A 16,756-nucleotide genomic window follows, 5' to 3' on the forward strand; every position below is an offset into this window, starting at 1 on the left:
TGATGGCCCGAATTGACTTCATTCGCCACGGCCAGCCCGCTGTGCATGAGCATGACGACGCCAGGCGGCCGCTGACACCGCTTGGGGTGGCGCAGGCCGAACACCTGGCCACGGTGCTTGCGGCGACGCCTTACACGGCCGTCTACGCCAGCCCGTTGCGACGCGCGGTGCAGACCGTTACCCCCTTGGCGGCGCAGCTTGGCTTACCGGTGAGCCAGGACTCGCGGCTGAGCGAGCGACGGATGCCGGGTTGGCTGGCGGACTTTCAAGGCTACGCCCAGCGGCAATGGGCCGACTTTGACTTTGCCGCTCCCGGTGGGGAAACGCTGCGGGAGACCCAGGCGCGGTACCGCGCCTTTGCGGCGGCGCTTGCGCCTTCGGCCGTGGTCGCGGCCGGGGCCCACGGCACGGCGATGGCGACGCTACTTGAGGCGGCTTGGCCCGGCCACGGCGCCGCGTTTTGGGCGGCGCTGCCCGACGCTGCGATGCTGCGGGTGGTGACCCAGGGCCAGCGACTGGTGGCCGCGGTGTTGCCCCAGGCGCTTGGCCCGTTGGGGCGGCGCGTCAGCGTGTCGGTGGACCGGCCGCTGGGTAGCACCCATCCGCGCTGGCCGGCCCTGCGCTACCCGGTGAATTACGGCTACGTCGCCGGCACCCTGGGCGGCGATGGCCAGCCGCAAGACGCCTATGTGCTGGGGCCAAAGCGGCCGCTTGAGCGCTACTGCGGCCGGGTGCAAGCCGTGATCTGCCGGCACGATGATCGCGAGGCGAAGTGGGTGGTGGCGGCCCGGCCGCTGACGCCGGCCGCGGTGATCGCGGCCGTGGCCTTTCAGGAGCGGTACTTCGACACGACCGTCATCTGCTATCAAGGGTCTGACCTTGACAACTTTTAGTTGCAATGGCGGGGGGGCTTCGCTATAATATCTTCTGTGTTGTGTAAACAACCGATCAATCCCCGGAGGTGACATCTATGCCACAAATCAAATCTGCGATCAAGCGCGTCAAGACGCAGGCCGCAAACCGCGAACGTAACGCGGCTCAGGTCAGCGCATTGCGCACGACGGTCAAGAAGTTCAAGGTTGCTGCTGCGGCAGGTGCTGACAACAAGCAGGACCTGTACAAGGAAGCAGCTCGTGCGATCGATATGGCCACTAGCAAGGGCCTGATCCACAAGAACAAGGCCGGCCGTGATAAGAGCCGCCTGTCTGCACTTTTGACCAAGTAATCACCCGGGGTCGTGATTTTTGTTGCGACCTCGGATGACCAGGCTTTGCGCCTGGGACGTGGTCAAGTTTTGAACCCGCTACTTCGCTGACGGTTCACCGTCGTCTGCCGCAGTTTCGGGCAATTTAAGGAAAGGTGGAAATAAGCTCATGGCTGTTTCTCAAACTGAAAAGAACGAAATCATCGCAAAGTTTGCGCGTCACGAAGGCGACACTGGCTCACCTGAGGTCCAAATCGCCGTTTTGACCGCCGACATCAAGAACCTGAACGCTCACTTGGGCGTTCACAAGAAGGACCACCACTCATACGTTGGTCTGATGAAGAAGATCGGTCAGCGTCGTAACTTGCTTCGCTACCTGCGTAACAAGGACATCACGCGTTACCGCGACCTGATCAAGGCTCTTGGCCTGCGTCGTTAAAAACCAGCAACCGCCGCTGCAATTCTTGCAGCGGCGGTTTTTTGCGTGTATGGGAAATTGACCGGGCCAACCGGGTGGTCAAGTCTGCGGTGAAAGCGTATCCTAGACGGTGACCGCAACGCGGTGAGTAAGGTGAAACGAGGGACAGACATGAGATTCATGACGTACAACATTCGTTACGACAACCCAGAGGACGAAGGCGGCCAGTGGCGCTGGGCCCAGCGCCGACCGCACATCATTGCAAACATCAAGGCCCAGGCGCCGGCCGTCTTGGCGGTGCAGGAGGTGCTGGCCGAGCCGCTGGCGGCCCTGAAGCAGGCGCTGGCCGCCTACCGCTTCGTCGGCGTCGCCCGCGACGACGGGATTGCCGCCGGCGAGTTCAACGGGCTGTTTTACTTGCCCGAGAAGTTCGCGCTGATCGCCCAGGGCCACCAGTGGCTGGGGGCGACGCCGGATCGGCCGACCAAGTTCCCAGGGGCCGGCAGCATCCGGCTGTTTCAGTGGGCCCGGCTGCGGGAACGCGCGACTAACCGGGTGTTCACCGCGGTGGTGACGCACCTGGACGATCAGTCGCAGCCGGCGCGTGAGGCCGGCATGGCGCAGCTTCTGGCCTACTTCAAGCCGCAGCTGGCGGCCGGGGAGGCGCTGCTTGTGGCCGGTGACTTCAACGCCGAGCCCGTGGATCTGGCGTACCAAAAGGCCGTGGCGGTGCTTGAGGACGCGCAGCTGGTGGCCAAGCACCGGGACATGCCGTACCCCGGCACCTTCCAGGACAACGGGCAGTTCCGGGCGCGACCGGATCTGGTGACCAAGCGCATCGACTACTGGTTCGTCACCCAGGCGGTGCGTGTCGACCGCTACGCCATCGACGCGACGGCGACGGCCGATGGCCATTACGCCTCGGATCACTTCCCGGTGGTGATCGACGTCACCCTCAAGGAGGCGCCCCATGTTGCTTGAAGGCGCAACACTGTACGGGTTTGGTGACTCGCTGATTCGCGGTCACGAGCTGGATTACGGGCTGCTCGACGACCTGGCGGCCAAGCACCACATGCACTACACCAAGTTTGCCGAAAACGGCGCGACCGTGGTGCCGACGCGGCCGACGGATCACACCTGGCCCAGCGACAACGACGTGGCCGACGTCGCCCGGCAGCTGCGAGCGGCGCCGGCGTTGGCCCCGGACCTGATCGTATTTGACGGGTTGACCAACGACGGGGCCAGCTACGTGCCAACGCTTCGGCAGGTGGGGACGCTGGCGGCCGGCTTTGACCCCGCCGCCTTCGATGCCAACACTTACCTAGGCGCCTTTCAGTTGGTGCTTTGGACCCTGCGCGACAAGTACCCGGACACGCCGGCCTTTTTCGTCGCCCCGCACCGGATGCCGACGGTCGATGCCCAGGTCCAAGAGCAGCTGCACCAGGCGGCCCGGGCGGCCTGTGCCAAGTGGGCGATTCCGGTGGTCGATGTCTACCGCGAGGGGCAGATCAACACGTGCCTGAAGGCGCAGGCCAAGCGCTACTCGTACAATAGCGCCAAGACCCCGCACGACGGCGACGGCACCCACCTGAATCAGGCGGGGTACCAGCGCTTTTACACGCCGCTTCTGGAATGGAAGCTGGCTCAGGCTTGATTGGCAGTTGAACGCCAGCCACCGCGGCCGGTGCGAGCCCCAGGTTGGGGGTTGCACCGGCCGTTGGCAACCGCAGCCTGGGTGCAAGACCGGGCGGGGTGTGGTACACTGGTAAAAGGATTTATTCGTGCCAAGACTTGGCGAAAAACCTAAATATCAACCAGAGGTGAACCCATGAGTAAAATCAAGGTGGTCGCCCTCGGTGGTGTACGTGAGAACGGCAAGAACATGTACGCAATCGAAGTGGACGACCGAATTTTTGTATGTGATTTCGGGCTGAAGTATCCCGACAACGAGCTGCTGGGCATCGACATTGTGATTCCCGATCTGACCTACTTGGAGGAGAACGCGGATCGCATCGAGGGGATTTTCCTGTCGCACGGCCACGCCGACGCGGTGGGGGCCCTGCCGTACTTCCTCGTCGACCACCCGGTGCCGGTTTTTGGCTCCGAGCTGACCATCGCCTTGGCCAAGCTCAACATGACCACGCCGGCCGCCAAGAAGTTCAAGGACTTCCACGAGGTGACGGCCAAGTCCGTCGTCCAGTTCGGCAAAATCAAGGTGTCGTTCTTCCCGACGACCCACAGCATTCCCGGCGCCTTGGGCATCGTGATCGAAACGCCGAGCGGGGCGATTGTCTACACCGGCGACTTCAAGTTCGACCAAAGCGCGGCACCGCAGTACGCATCCGATTTGTCGCGCCTGGCCAAGATTGGCGATCGCAAGGTGCTGGCGCTTTTGTCCGACTCCGCCAACGCGGAATCGCCGTACCAAAACGCCAGTGAACACGAGATTTACAACTACATTCAAGAGGCCTTCAAGTACCACACCGGCCGCATCGTGGTGGCCAGCGTGGCTTCCAACATCGAGCGCATCCAGCAGGTGCTGAACGCCGCGGCCGCTACTAACCGGCGCGTGGTTTTGACCGGCCGCGAGGTGGAGCGCGTGGTCAAAACGGCGATTCGCCTGAACGACATCGCGCTGCCGAACCCGGACATTCTGGCGACCACCAAGGAACTACGGACTCTGGATGACAGCCAGGTGGTGATTCTCGAAACCGGCCGCATGGGCGAACCGCTGAAGTCGCTGCAGCGCATGGCCACCAACAAGCACCGCCTGGTTCACATTCACGAAGGCGACTTGGTGTTCATCACCACCTCGATTTCCCACGCGATGGAAACCATGGCGGCCAAGACCCGCGACATGATCTACCGCGCAGGCGGCGAGGTCAAGGCGGTGTCCGACGACCTGCACGCCTCGGGCCACGCCAACAAGGCGGATCTGCAGCTGATGCTGAACCTGCTGCGGCCGCGCTTCGTGATTCCGGTGCAAGGCGAGTACCGCCTGCTGGCCGCTCACGCCGAAATCGCGCAGGAAACCGGGATTCCTAGCGAGAACATCCTGATTCCCAACATCGGCGACATTTTGAGCTACGAGAAGGGCAAGATGCACAACGCCGGGCACGTCGACGCCGGCAACACCATGATCGATGGCATCGGGGTCGGTGACATCGGCAACATCGTCTTGCGCGACCGCAAGATGTTGGCCGAGGACGGCATTTTCATCGCGGTGGTCACCATCGACCGCAAGAAAAAGCGCATCGTGGCCAAGCCGAAGATTCAAAGCCGCGGCTTCGTCTACATGAAGACCGCCAAGGACCTGATGACCGAATCCGCCGACCTGGTGGCCGGCACGGTCCAAAAGAGCCTGGACAACAAGGAATTCGACTGGAGCACCCTCAAGCAAAGCGTCAGAGACGATCTGAGTCGCTTCCTGTTCGAGCAGACCAAGCGGCGGCCGGTGATTCTGCCGGTGATCATGGAAGTCAATCAAAACAGCGCCAAGCGGCAATAATCGCCCACAACGACACCGCAGGGTGCCGTTTTTTGGGTCTCACTGGAGGACATGATGGGAAAAGTAGTCACAATGCCAAATAACAGCGATCGCCACCTCACCCTGGGCCTGACCGCACTGAAGAAGCAAAACTTCGCAAGCGCCGTGCCACACCTGGAAAAGGCGTTCAAGAAAACCCCGGTGTTCGAGGTGGCCAAGCCCCTGACCCAGGCGCTTTTGGGCCTGGGGGATGCCAAGGGGGCGGTGCCTTACGCCAGCCAGTTCATGGAGGATTTTCTGGCCACGGCTACGGACACGGACCTGTTGTACGACATTTTGCTGGCCCTGCCGGATTACCGCTTCGCCTGGGCGGTGTTGCACCACGTCGCAGCCGGCCAAGACGCCCTCAAACTGCGCATCGAGGCCGCCGAGCAGGCCGACTTGGCGCAAAACGGCCCGGTCATCGACACGCTGGCCAAGAAGCTGCGCCACCTCGGCGGGTTCGCCCCGCACGAGCAGGAGCTGGCCATCGCCGACCTCGGCCGGCTGCCGCGTTCGGTGATGATTGAGGCCGCCCAGCCTAACTTGACCGACCCCGATGTTCACCCGGCGATTCGCATCAGCCTGCTCGACGCGCTGACGGCGGTGGGGGATGAGACGCCGGTGACCGTCACCGGCTATCAGACCCAAGGTACGGTGGTGCCAAGCCGGCTGCCCGGCGTGCTGAACGACCAGACGCTGCTGCAGGTGCTCAATCACATTCAACTTGAGATCGGGCTGAACGATCCGGAGCTGATGCGGGCGACCGTGGAGGTGCTGCGGTTTGAGCTGGGGTACTTGTACCCGTTCGTCGACCGGGCGATTCCCGATCCCAAGCACTTTGCCCAAAGCTACCTGAACAAGTCGGGGGCGGCGGTGACCGAGGCGGAGCATGCGTTATTCAACTGGCTGCAGGCACAGACCGCAGAACTCGTGAATATGGCGAAATGACGGGATTTTGGTGTAAAGGGAAAAAAGTTGACGTTCCAGGTTTACAAAGCCCGGGATTCTCGATATAATCATTTTCGGAATTCATTTCCAGCCAAAATATTCCTTTGGTATTTCGGCTTAAATGTAGTACACTAGAACGTAAAGGATTGCAGGGTTTAGACTTTGCGTCTTTACGAAAATATACAGGAGGTTCGTTTTTTCATGGCTGAAAAAGAACACTATGAACGCACTAAGCCCCACGTAAACATTGGTACGATCGGGCACGTTGACCACGGTAAGACCACTCTGACCGCGGCTATCACCAAGGTACTTTCCGAAAAGGGCCTTGCCAAGGCGCAAGACTACGCATCCATCGATGCTGCCCCTGAAGAAAAGGAACGTGGTATCACCATCAACACCGCCCACGTTGAATACGAGACCGAAAAGCGCCACTACGCTCACATCGATGCGCCAGGGCACGCGGACTACGTTAAGAACATGATCACCGGTGCGGCTCAGATGGATGGTGCGATCTTGGTTGTTGCGGCCACTGATGGCCCAATGCCACAGACCCGCGAACACATCCTCTTGGCTCGCCAGGTTGGTGTTGACTACCTGATCGTCTTCCTCAACAAGACCGACCTGGTTGACGACGAAGAACTGACCGACCTCGTGGAGATGGAAGTTCGTGAACTGCTGTCCGAATACGATTTCCCTGGTGACGACATTCCTGTTATCCGCGGTTCTGCCCTCAAGGCCCTTGAAGGCGACCCAGAACAGGAAAAGGTTATCATGGAACTCATGGACACGGTTGATGAATACATCCCAACCCCAGTTCGTGACACCGACAAGCCTTTCTTGATGCCTGTTGAAGACGTCTTCACCATCACCGGTCGTGGGACCGTTGCTTCCGGTCGTATCGATCGTGGGACGGTTAAGATCGGCGACGAAGTTTCCATCGTTGGTCTGAAGGAAGAAGTTATCAAGTCCACCGTTACCGGCCTTGAAATGTTCCGCAAGACCCTTGACCTGGGCGAAGCCGGCGATAACGTCGGTGTCCTGCTTCGTGGCGTTGGCCGCGACCAGGTTGAGCGTGGGCAAGTCCTGGCTAAGCCGGGTTCGATCCAGACCCACTCCAAGTTCAAGGGCGAAGTTTATGTCCTGAGCAAGGAAGAAGGCGGCCGTCACACGCCGTTCTTCTCCAACTACCGTCCTCAGTTCTACTTCCACACGACGGACGTTACCGGCGTTATCGAATTGCCAGAAGGCGTAGAAATGGTTATGCCTGGCGATAACGTGACCTTCGAAGTCGACATGATCAGCCCTGTCGCGATCGAAAAGGGTACCAAGTTCACCGTTCGTGAAGGTGGCCGTACCGTCGGCGCCGGCGTTGTTTCCGAAATCCTCGACTAATAACGCAGTGCCACAAGAACACTCCCACACGGGGGTGTTTTTTTGCGTGAGCGTCAAAGTTGACGGCTCACGTGGTAGGGCTTACACTAGGCTCAGATGATTGTCAACGGGCAGAGAAAGCGCCGCGGCCGCAGCGCTTGCAACTCTTCTGCTTAGGGGGAAGGTCCGGGACATAAGCATTCCCAGTACCCCCACCCATGCCATGCCGAACCAGGCAACAACGTCGACGTTTTCGCGCAACGGTCCCCTCCGATTGGGACCGACCACCAGGGTGTGGACCACCACCCACCGGCCGCAATTATGGCCCGCCTACTCGCAACGCGAGGTAGCTGCGGCGGGCCACTGACCAGTGGCTTGCACCGGGCTGCTTCGAGCAGTCGCGGCGGCCGTCAACCGGCCACCGCGCCGGCGCAATCTAGCAAAACAAGGCCGCAGCCACCGCGCAATTGCTTCGCGGTGGCTTCGGCGCGGCCGTCGCGGGCGATGCGGCGGCTTTTTGATTAGGCCCGGCGGCGTCGCTTGCGTTTGGTCAGCACCCTTTGTACAATAGTAAGCGAACGTTTGTTTCGAGAGGAGGGGCATTGTGGCCTCAGAACACATTGAACACAAGCTGGCACTGTTGCCCGACCTGCCCGGCTGCTACCAGATGAAGGACGTGATGGGCAAGATCATCTACGTCGGCAAGGCCAAGAACCTGAAGAACCGGGTGCGGTCTTACTTCAAGTCCAGCCACGACGGCAAAACCGCCCGGCTGGTGGCGGAAATTGCCGATTTTGATTACATCGTCACGAGTTCCGACAAGGAGGCCTTCCTCCTTGAAATCACGCTGATTCAAAAGTGGCAGCCCTACTACAACATCAAGCTGAAGAAGGGCACCGGCTACCCGTACATCAAGATCACCAACGAGCGCGACCCCAAGCTCGAGATCACCGGCGACATCAAGAAGGACGGGGCCTACTACTTCGGCCCTTACCCCAATGTCTACGCCGCCCAAGAGACCATGCACTTCCTGGAGAAGGTGTACCCGCTGCGCCGCTGCAACGGCTTTCAGGGCCGGCCGTGCCTGTACTACCACATGGGCCAGTGCCTCGGGGCCTGCTGGCGAACGGTCCCCGAGGCGGAATACGCCGCGCAGATCACCAAGATCAAGAGCTTCTTGGATGGCAACACTGGCAAGGTCACGCAGCACCTGACCCAGGCGATGAACAAGGCCGCCGCCGGGCTGGAGTTCGAACGGGCCGCCGAGCTGCGCGACCAGCTGCACTATATCGACGTGACGGTCGAGAAGCAAAAAATCATCTCGACGGACAAGACCCAGCGCGACATCTTCAATTTCTACATGGACAAGGGTTGGATTTCGATTCAAATCTTCTTCATCCGCCAGGCCCGGCTGATGAAGCGCGAGTCGCGGCTGTTTCCCATCGTCAACTCCGCCGAAGAGGAGTTTGAGTCCTTCATCCTGCAGTTTTACGACCGCAAGAACAACGTGCGGCCCAAGGAGGTGCTGGTGCCGGCCGGTGTGAACAACGCGGTGCTGGAGTCGGTGATCGAGGTGCCGGTGCGAACCCCGCAGCGCGGCGAAAAACGGTCTTTGATGGCGCTGGCCCACAAGAACGCACGCATCAAGCTGGACGAGAAGTTCCGGCTGATGGAGCTGGACAACCGCACGACCGTCGGCGCCCAGCGCGAGATTTTTGAGGCGCTGGGGCTGCCGTTCGGCCACGTGATGGAGGCCTTCGATCACAGCCACATCCAAGGCGCGGAGCCGGTGTCGGCGATGGTGCAGTTCGTCAACGGCCAGGCGGAAAAAACCAACTACCGCAAGTACAAGCTGGCCCAAGACCAAGGCGACCACTCCGCCAACGAGGATCAAAACACCCGCGAGGTGATTCGCCGCCGCTACACCCGCTTGCTGAAGGAACACGCGCCGCTGCCGGATCTGATCCTGATGGACGGCGGGGCGATCGAGATGAACGCGGCCAAGGACGTGCTGGAAAACGAGCTGAACCTGGATATTCCGGTCGCCGGCATGGTCAAAAACAACAAGCACAAGACGGCGGCGCTGCTGTTTGGCGACCGCGACGAGCCGCTGGACCTCGATCCGCAGTCGCAGGGCTTCTACCTGCTCGAGCGCATTCAAGAGGAGGTTCACCGCTTCGCCATCACCTTCCACCGCCAGCTGCGCAACAAGAACTCACTGGCCAGCCGTCTGGAGACGATCAAGGGCGTGGGGCCGCGAACCCGCACCAAGTTGTTGCGCGAGTTCAAGACGGTCAACCACATCAAGGACGCATCGGTCGAAGACATTCAGGCGCTGGGCATCGCCAAGCCGGTGGCCCAGGCGATCAAGGTGTCGCTGCAGGCGCAGTGACCATTTGCACTCAAAAAGCACCGTCTGGCCCAAGGTCGGACGGTGCTTTTTGGGCTGTGCATCAGTTTTCGGGCTGGGCCGGAGCCTCCGTTCGCGGCAGCACCAAGCGCTTGGCCATCAGCACCTCGTCGTGCAGCGGGATGTCGTTGCTGCCGAGGCTTGGAATCTCGGGCTTGCGCTGCCGGGCGATGTCGACGGACCCGCGCAGGATCTTGTTGAGGCGGTAGCCCTGGCGCTGGAAGAACCCCAGAGCCTGCAGGTTGTCGTTCATGACGGAGACGTCCATCACGGTCAGCCCCAGCATCTTGGCGCGGTTTTCGGCCATGTGGAGCAGGTGCTTGCCGACGCCGCGGCCGTTTCTGACGCTGTTGAGGCTGACAATCGCCATCGCGTTGCCGTGAACGGCGTAGGTGATCAGCCCGACGACGGTTTCGCCTTCCAGGGCGATCAGGCCGTTCAGGTCGTCGAAGTGGTAATCGCCGGCCGAGACGATCAGGGTGTCTGACAGCCAGTGTTCAATGAAGTACTTGCGGCCGGCCTCGGTGTGGTCGGCCAGCTTTTCGTAACGAATCGGATCCAAGAGGCGATGCTCCCTTCAGTGAGTTTCCATACCAGTATACCCGCTTTGCGGGGAATGTGAACAGTAAAATGGCTCGCGGTCGCGCCGGGGCGGTCGGCCGCTCGCGGTGACCCGGCCGGCAAGGGCAGCGGTGCCACCAAAAAATCCCGGCGAGCCGCCGGGATTGTCAGTTGGTTCAGTCTTCCTTGGCAACCGGACGCCAGAGGCCGAGGATCACCCCGGCGATGACGGCGCCGACCACCAGGCTGATGATGAAGCCAAGCTTCTGGTCGGTCAGGGCCAGGGCAACGATGCCGCCGTGCGGGGCCGGGACGTTGACCTTGAACAGCTGAGTCAGGCCGCCGGCGATCGCCGAGCCGATGACGGAGCTGCCGATGACGTGCAGGGGATCGGTGGCGGCGAATGGAATCGCGCCTTCCGTGATGAAGGTCAGACCCAGCACGTAGTTAGACAGGCCGGAGTTGCGCTCGGTCTTGGTGAACTTTTGCGGGAAGAAGGTCGAGGCCAACGCGATGGCCAAAGGCGGAATCATGCCGCCGATCATGACCGCGGCCATCCAGCGGCCGTCGGTGAAGTTGCTGGCCTGGTAAATGCCGATGGCGAAGGTGTAGGCCGCCTTGTTGAAGGGGCCGCCCATGTCGATGCTCATCATGGCCGCCAGAATCACGCCGACCAAGACGGCGTTGCCGGTGCCCATGTTCTCCAGGAAGCTGATCAAGGCGCCGTTGATCGCGGCGAAGATTGGGTTGACGACGAAGAACATGATCAACCCCATCAGCGCCAGGCCGATCACCGGGTAAACCAGGATGGTCTTGAGCCCGTCCAGCGAGTGCGGCATGCCGGCAAACAGGCGCTTGAGCCCGACGATCAGCCAGCCGGCGATGAAGCCGGCGGCCAACCCGCCGATGAAGCCGGCCGGGTTTTGGGCGTGAACCACCGACGCGCTGGCGATGGTGGCCATGTAGCCGGCGACGAAGCCGGGCATCAGGGCCGGGCGGTCACCGATGGACACCGCGATGTAGGCGGCCAGGACCGGCACCAGGAAGCTGAAGGCGTAATTGCCCAGGTTGTTGGTGAAGGTGAAGGCCATCGACTTGGCGCCGAACACGTTCTCGAAAATGAACGACAGCGCCATGATGATCCCACCGCCGACCACGAAGGGCAGCATGTTGGACACGCCGTTCATCAGGTCTTGGTAGATCCGGCTCCAGAGGCTCTTTTGGTCCGCTTCTTCGGCGGCCGGGGCGGAGCTGGCCGCGGCGTGGTAAATCGGCGCGTCGGCCGCCACGGCCTTTGAAATCAGCTCCTCTGGCTTCTTGATGCCGTCGATCACCGGGCGGTTCAAAAGCGGCTTACCGTCAAAGCGCGGCATGTCGACCTTCTTGTCGGCGGCGATGATGACGCCCGCGGCCTGGGCGATGTCTTGGGCGGTCAGCTTGTGCTTGACGCCTTCCGAGCCGTTGGTTTCGACCTTGATGTCGACGCCCATCTTCTCGGCCTGCTCCTTCAGGGCCGCCTCGGCCATGTAGGTGTGGGCGATGCCGGTGGGGCAGGCGGTGACGGCGACGACGAACGGCCGGGCCGCCGGGGTGGCCGCGGCGTTGCGAGCGGCTTCCTTGGCGGCTGCCGCGGCTTCGTCCGCTTGGTCCTTGGCCTCCTTGGCCGCCTGGGCATCCCCGAACAGCCGCAAGACGTCATCCGGCGTCTTCGCCCCCTTCAAGGCGGTGACGAGCTGCGGGTCGATCAACAGCGAGGACAGGGCGGCTAGGGCCGCCAGGTGCGTGTTGTTGGCGCCTTGTGGGGCGGCGATCATGAAGAACAGGTTGACCGGCTGACCGTCCAAGGAGGCGAAGTCGACACCGGCCGCGCTTTTGGCGAACAGCACGGTGGCCCGGGTCACGGCGCTGTCTTTGGCGTGGGGCATCGCGATGCCTTCGCCGATGCCGGTGGTGGATTCCGCCTCGCGCTTGAGAATATCGCCGCGGTACAAGTCGGCGTCGGTGATGATGCCTTCCTTGGCGTACTTGGCGACCATTTCATCGATCGCCGCTTCCTTGGTCGTGGCCTTGAGGTCCATGATCATGACGTTTTTGAGCAGTAGGTCCTTGATGTCCATGCTTAGACTTCCTCCATTTCAATCGTGTGGTAAACCTGATCGATGGTCGCCCGGTCGGCCAGGTCCTTGGAAAAGGCGGTGGCGCTGCCGCAGGCGAGGCCCCACTTGAAGGCCTCAAGGGCGTCGCCGCCGGAGGCCAGCGTCCCGGTGAAACCGGCCAGCATCGAGTCGCCGGCGCCGACCGAGTTGACCACGGGGGCCTTGGCGACGTTGCCGTGGTAGGCCTTCGTCGGGGTGATCATCAGCGCCCCCTTGCCGGCCATGGACACCAGCACGTGCTGGGCCCCGAGGTCTAGCAGTCGGCGGCCGGCGGTGACGATGTCTTGCAGGCTGGTGTACTCGGCGTCGCCGAACAGCGCGGCCAGCTCGTGGTGGTTGGGCTTGACCACCAGCGGGTGATCCGCCAGCGTGTCCAAAAGCGCCTGGCCGGTGGTGTCGATGACGAACTCGGCTTTGGCGGCCTGAATCATGGGAATCAGGTCGCGGTAGAAGGTCTCGGGCAGGCCATTGGGGAGGCTGCCGGCCATCACTACCACGTCGCCTGGCTTCAGGTTGGCCTGCAGGTTGGCGCGAAAGGCCGCGACTTCAGCGGGGGCAATCGTCGGCCCGGGGGCGTTGAGCTCGGTTTCCTGCTGGGCCTTGAGCTTCACGTTGATGCGGGTGTCCGCCGCGATTGTGGTGAAGGCGCAGGCCAGCTCGCGGTGCTTGAGCTGGGCCTGAATGAACTGACCGGTGAAGCCGCCGACAAAACCCAGCGCCGTGGTCGGCTGGTTCAGTTCCTTGAGGATGCGGCTGACGTTGATGCCTTTGCCGCCGGGCAGCTTGGTAGCCGAGCTCAGCCGGTTCACCAGGCCGAGGTCAAGCGCATCGAGCGTGACGACATAGTCGATAGAGGGATTCAAAGTGATCGTGTAGATCAAAGGGGGACCTCCTTAATGTTGGGGTAATCTGCGTAATAAGGGGCAAGGGCCGATAGCCGCGTGGTCAGGATGCGATTGTCGCTCAGCTTCGCGAACTTGGCGAAGCTGACCTGACCGAACTTGGCGGGGTCGGCCAAGATGATGGTGCTTTTGGCCTGGGCGATGGCGGTTTGCTTGACCTGCGCCTCCTCGGCGTCCGGGGTGGTGAGCCCGTACTTGGGGTGAACGCCGTTGGTGCCGAGAAAGGCGAGGTCGAAGTGCATGTCGGCCAATGCGGCCACGGTACCGGCGCCGACGGTGGCCTTGGTGGCCGCCTTGATGCGGCCGCCGGGCATCAGGGCCGAGACCCCGAAGTCGGCCAGCTGACTGGCGTTGTCGACGCCCGAGGTGACCACGGTCACCTCCAGTGGCGGCAGCAAGGGAATCAGCTGCGCCGTGGTGGTGCCGGCGTCCAGGAAAATGGTGCTGTGCGGCGCAATCAGCGCGACCGCGGCCTGGGCGATCAGGCGCTTTTCAATCAGCGCCTGGCCGGCCTTCTCCTGGACAGTGGCCTCCGTCACGTTTTCGGCCAGCCGCTCGGCGCCACCGTGAATCCGGCGCAAGGCGCCGGCGGCCTCGAGCTCCGCTAGGTCGCGGCGAATGGTTGATTCGGAGGCCTGGAGCGCGGTCATCAGTTCCTTGGATTTGACCACCGCCTGCTGCGTCAGGCAGTCTTTGATGAAGCGTTGCCGCTCTTCTGTAAGCATTTCCATCACCTCGCAAAGCTCATTATACGCCACAACCCGTCACGTGCAAGCAAAATCGTTCAAAAACGTTCAAAAAGATTGCGTGGCTGGTCACAACCCGTCATCGCTGCGTCAGTCGACCGACCGCGGCGCGACCACGCAAAAAGGCAGCCCCGGGGGCTACCTTGACCGTGCGTTAGGGTTTGGCCGGCTGCTTGGCCGCCTGAATCAGGGTGGTGTTCACCAGCTGGGCGTAAAGGATGTCGCCTTGGCGCCGCCCGGCGAAGTGAACGCCATCGGTGCCGGCGAACAACTCTGGGTGCTTTCCGGCGACCTGCTCCCAGTCGGCGACCGTGATCCAATCGTACTTGGCCGGTAGCTTGCGCTCGAGCTCGCCGACCTTGGTGGAATTCCAGGTCGGCCCGGCCTCACGGTTGTACGGTGTCATGAAGATCAGCTTGTGCCCCGGGGCGAGGTCCTTGATCACCTTGGCAATCTGGGTGGCGTAATCGTCCAGCGCGTTGGTGCCGATGCAGATCACGACGAACTCGCGCAGCGCGTTGGCCTTTTGCTGCGCCATCATCACCGCGTAGGCCAGGTTCATCGTGCGATCGCCGGCCGCATCGATGCTGGAACCTGCGACATGGGACCCGAGGTACTCGCGGGTCCCCAGCGTCACCGAGTCACCGATGATCGAGACGCCTGCCGGGATGTTGTTTTTGGCGGCCTGACTGTGGTGGTTGTAGGCGCGGTAGTCGGTGACGGTCGGCTTGACCGGCGCCGCCGGGGCCGCCTTGGGCTTGGGGGCGTTGACGGCCAGAATCTGGGCCTTGGCGTCGGCCAGCTGATCGCGGTCCTGGTACAGACTCCCCACCCACAGGCTTTGCTCAAGCTGGGAGCGAGCCGGCGCCAACCGCACGGTGGTCACGGCCACCACGGCCAGCGCCAGGGCCAACGCCCCGATCGGCAGGCCCAAGTAGCGACCGGATAGTCGCAGGGCGCCGAGCCTGGCCGGGCGGCCGGCGAGCACCGGCTCGATGACGTAATAGGACAGGCTGGAAAACACCAGCCCCAAGACGACGGTCAAAAGCGCTGCCTGCCAGGTCGGCAACAGGCGGGAGAAGACCACGAAGAGCGGCCAGTGGTAGAGGTACATGCTGTACGAGGTGTCAGCCAAAAACGTGACCAGCCAAGGCTCGCGGTGGCCGGCGAGTGCCTCGTGCAAGAGCCTGGCCCCGACGATCATCAAGACCGCCAGCCCGGCGGCCAAGAGCATGCCGTACTGGTAGGTGCCAAGCGCGTCAAAGCGCAGCCAAAGCCCAAGCACAAGCAGGCCCGAGGCGCCGACCAGCATCATGAAGGCGGCCGGCACGGCGTGAATGCGCCGCCCCCAGGCCTCGAACCAGTAGGGGCGGTTGGCGATGCCGGTCAGGGTGGCGAGCAAGGCCCCGACGAAGAACGGGAAGGCGTGGGTCAGGCTTGAGAAGTAGACCGGCGAGTACTCGCTCAGCCCCTGGGCCCGCAGGTTCATCAACACCGCACTGGCGCCGCCGAAGGCCAGGGCAAACAGCGCCAGGCCCATGCGCAGCGACACGGTCATCGCGCTGGGGCGGCCGCCGACGCGGCGAATGAAGCGGGTGAGCAAGAAGACGAAGGCGCCCCACACCAGGTAAAAATGCATCTCGACGGCCAAAGACCAGGTGTGGATGAACAGGTGGGGAATGAACTTGGTCTCGTAGCTGCCGCCGGTTGCGATTTCAAAGTAATTGGTGACAAAACCCAGGGCGGCGGCCACCTGCCGGCCCAGGCCCGTGATGACGTCCGGGCTGACCAAGGCGGTGAAGGGAATCACCACCAGCACCGCCAGCACTAGGGGCGGCACAATTCGGTAGAAGCGGCGCCGGTAAAAGCCCAGCAGGTCGAAAGTCTGGCTGCTGGCGAATTCGTCGATCATCAGGCTGGTGATCAGAAAACCCGAGAAGGTGAAGAACACGTCGACGCCAATGAAGCCGCCGGCCAGGGCGTGGGGGAAGAAGTGGTAGGTGAGCACCAGCAGCAGCCCGGTGATGCGAACCAGGCTGAACCAGTTAATCCGAAGGTGCTTGTGTGCGTGTGAATTGACCATTCTTGAACGTCCCCCGATAGGTGTGTTGTGCGGTTGTCAGACTGCCGGTGCCGGTCACCTGTCCGGCCTTGAAGTGGCCGACGTAGCGCCAGCCGGCGTGTGAGGTGAAGCGGCCGCGACCGTTGAAGCGCCCCGCCTTGAAGCGGCCGACGTAGCGGTCGCCGTTTTGAAAACGCAGGGTGCCTTGGCCCGAGAACTGGCCCTTGAAGGCGCGACCGTCGTAGGTGATTCGCCCGGCATCGAGGCGGTAATGGGCGGTCGTTGCGGTTTGCGGCGCAAGCGCCAGCCAAGCAAAGGCGCAGATGGTTAGCATGGTGATGATTTCCAAAAAGTAGCGCAGGTGGTGATTGCTCATGGTGTCTCCTTCGGTGGCTCAAACAAAGCGTCATGCTAAATCATAAGCTAATCCCGCGGCGAGCAAAAGGGCA

Annotated in this window: 15 protein-coding genes; 9 read left to right on the plus strand and 6 right to left on the minus strand. The window is 62.1% G+C overall.

Translation table 11 applies throughout. The features are described from left to right. Positions 1 to 2: 2 nt before the first annotated feature. The 9 genes from NUH19_RS00150 (at position 3) to uvrC (ending at position 9,862) form a co-directional block, all read left to right on the plus strand. On the plus strand, positions 3 to 893 hold the full coding sequence (locus tag NUH19_RS00150) for a histidine phosphatase family protein (RefSeq protein ID WP_262314534.1): 891 nt from the start codon (positions 3 to 5) through the stop codon (positions 891 to 893). A gap of 77 nt (positions 894 to 970) precedes the next feature. Next, the gene (rpsT, locus tag NUH19_RS00155; protein ID WP_262314535.1) at positions 971 to 1,225 is read left to right on the plus strand and encodes a 30S ribosomal protein S20; all 255 of its coding nucleotides are present in this window, start codon (positions 971 to 973) and stop codon (positions 1,223 to 1,225) included. Between the two features lie 148 nt (positions 1,226 to 1,373). Continuing rightward, complete coding sequence (rpsO, locus tag NUH19_RS00160; RefSeq protein ID WP_262314536.1) at positions 1,374 to 1,643, plus strand: 30S ribosomal protein S15; 270 nt, start codon at positions 1,374 to 1,376, stop codon at positions 1,641 to 1,643. 150 nt (positions 1,644 to 1,793) lie between these two features. Beyond that, positions 1,794 to 2,603, plus strand: coding sequence for an endonuclease/exonuclease/phosphatase family protein (locus tag NUH19_RS00165; RefSeq protein WP_262314537.1), 810 nt, complete (start codon positions 1,794 to 1,796; stop codon positions 2,601 to 2,603). After that, entirely contained in the window at positions 2,593 to 3,276 is a 684-nt protein-coding gene (locus NUH19_RS00170) for an SGNH/GDSL hydrolase family protein (protein WP_262314538.1), read from the plus strand. The genes NUH19_RS00165 and NUH19_RS00170 overlap by 11 nt, the downstream gene beginning before the upstream one ends. 174 nt (positions 3,277 to 3,450) lie before the next feature. Beyond that, positions 3,451 to 5,130, plus strand: a complete 1,680-nt coding sequence (locus tag NUH19_RS00175; RefSeq protein ID WP_262314539.1) for a ribonuclease J — start codon at positions 3,451 to 3,453, stop codon at positions 5,128 to 5,130. Positions 5,131 to 5,181: 51 nt separating this feature from the next. Then, entirely contained in the window at positions 5,182 to 6,099 is a 918-nt protein-coding gene (locus tag NUH19_RS00180) for a hypothetical protein (protein WP_262314540.1), read from the plus strand. 201 nt (positions 6,100 to 6,300) lie between these two features. After that, complete coding sequence (gene tuf, locus NUH19_RS00185; RefSeq protein WP_262314541.1) at positions 6,301 to 7,491, plus strand: elongation factor Tu; 1,191 nt, start codon at positions 6,301 to 6,303, stop codon at positions 7,489 to 7,491. Positions 7,492 to 8,074: 583 nt separating this feature from the next. Further along, positions 8,075 to 9,862 carry an excinuclease ABC subunit UvrC gene (uvrC, locus tag NUH19_RS00190; protein ID WP_262314542.1) on the plus strand — a complete coding sequence of 596 codons (1,788 nt, stop codon included), beginning with the start codon at positions 8,075 to 8,077 and terminating at the stop codon, positions 9,860 to 9,862. 61 nt (positions 9,863 to 9,923) lie between these two features. On the opposite strand, the gene NUH19_RS00195 is transcribed toward uvrC, so the two are convergent. The 6 genes from NUH19_RS00195 to NUH19_RS00220 form a co-directional block, all read right to left on the minus strand. Continuing rightward, a complete protein-coding gene (locus NUH19_RS00195; protein WP_262314543.1) occupies positions 9,924 to 10,442 on the minus strand; it encodes a GNAT family N-acetyltransferase in 519 nt (172 codons plus the stop codon). Between the two features lie 175 nt (positions 10,443 to 10,617). After that, positions 10,618 to 12,558: a PTS fructose transporter subunit IIABC gene (locus NUH19_RS00200; RefSeq protein ID WP_262314544.1), complete on the minus strand. Its 1,941-nt coding sequence runs from the start codon at positions 12,556 to 12,558 to the stop codon at positions 10,618 to 10,620. A gap of 2 nt (positions 12,559 to 12,560) precedes the next feature. After that, a complete protein-coding gene (gene pfkB / locus NUH19_RS00205; protein ID WP_262314545.1) occupies positions 12,561 to 13,478 on the minus strand; it encodes a 1-phosphofructokinase in 918 nt (305 codons plus the stop codon). Further along, positions 13,475 to 14,224: a DeoR/GlpR family DNA-binding transcription regulator gene (locus NUH19_RS00210; protein ID WP_262314546.1), complete on the minus strand. Its 750-nt coding sequence runs from the start codon at positions 14,222 to 14,224 to the stop codon at positions 13,475 to 13,477. The genes pfkB and NUH19_RS00210 overlap by 4 nt, the downstream gene beginning before the upstream one ends. 175 nt (positions 14,225 to 14,399) lie before the next feature. Further along, positions 14,400 to 16,328 carry an acyltransferase family protein gene (locus tag NUH19_RS00215; RefSeq protein WP_262314547.1) on the minus strand — a complete coding sequence of 643 codons (1,929 nt, stop codon included), beginning with the start codon at positions 16,326 to 16,328 and terminating at the stop codon, positions 14,400 to 14,402. Then, positions 16,291 to 16,683, minus strand: coding sequence for an MORN repeat-containing protein (locus tag NUH19_RS00220; RefSeq protein ID WP_262314548.1), 393 nt, complete (start codon positions 16,681 to 16,683; stop codon positions 16,291 to 16,293). Before NUH19_RS00220 ends, NUH19_RS00215 begins: the two co-directional genes overlap by 38 nt. Between the last annotated feature and the right edge of the window lie 73 nt (positions 16,684 to 16,756).

Source organism: Lacticaseibacillus parakribbianus (genome assembly GCF_025490915.1).
Classification (GTDB): domain Bacteria; phylum Bacillota; class Bacilli; order Lactobacillales; family Lactobacillaceae; genus Lacticaseibacillus; species Lacticaseibacillus parakribbianus.

Bases quoted from the DNA above. Each gene is read 5' to 3' on its own strand.
- rpsO (WP_262314536.1), top strand. From the start codon at position 1,374: ATGGCTGTTTCTCAAACTGAAAAGAACGAAATCATCGCAAAGTTTGCG.
- NUH19_RS00150 (WP_262314534.1), top strand. From the start codon at position 3: ATGGCCCGAATTGACTTCATTCGCCACGGCCAGCCCGCTGTGCATGAG.
- rpsT (WP_262314535.1), top strand. From the start codon at position 971: ATGCCACAAATCAAATCTGCGATCAAGCGCGTCAAGACGCAGGCCGCA.
- NUH19_RS00180 (WP_262314540.1), top strand. From the start codon at position 5,182: ATGATGGGAAAAGTAGTCACAATGCCAAATAACAGCGATCGCCACCTC.
- NUH19_RS00215 (WP_262314547.1), bottom strand. From the start codon at position 16,328: ATGGTCAATTCACACGCACACAAGCACCTTCGGATTAACTGGTTCAGC.
- NUH19_RS00200 (WP_262314544.1), bottom strand. From the start codon at position 12,558: ATGGACATCAAGGACCTACTGCTCAAAAACGTCATGATCATGGACCTC.
- NUH19_RS00170 (WP_262314538.1), top strand. From the start codon at position 2,593: ATGTTGCTTGAAGGCGCAACACTGTACGGGTTTGGTGACTCGCTGATT.
- NUH19_RS00175 (WP_262314539.1), top strand. From the start codon at position 3,451: ATGAGTAAAATCAAGGTGGTCGCCCTCGGTGGTGTACGTGAGAACGGC.
- NUH19_RS00210 (WP_262314546.1), bottom strand. From the start codon at position 14,224: ATGCTTACAGAAGAGCGGCAACGCTTCATCAAAGACTGCCTGACGCAG.
- NUH19_RS00165 (WP_262314537.1), top strand. From the start codon at position 1,794: ATGAGATTCATGACGTACAACATTCGTTACGACAACCCAGAGGACGAA.
- NUH19_RS00220 (WP_262314548.1), bottom strand. From the start codon at position 16,683: ATGAGCAATCACCACCTGCGCTACTTTTTGGAAATCATCACCATGCTA.
- tuf (WP_262314541.1), top strand. From the start codon at position 6,301: ATGGCTGAAAAAGAACACTATGAACGCACTAAGCCCCACGTAAACATT.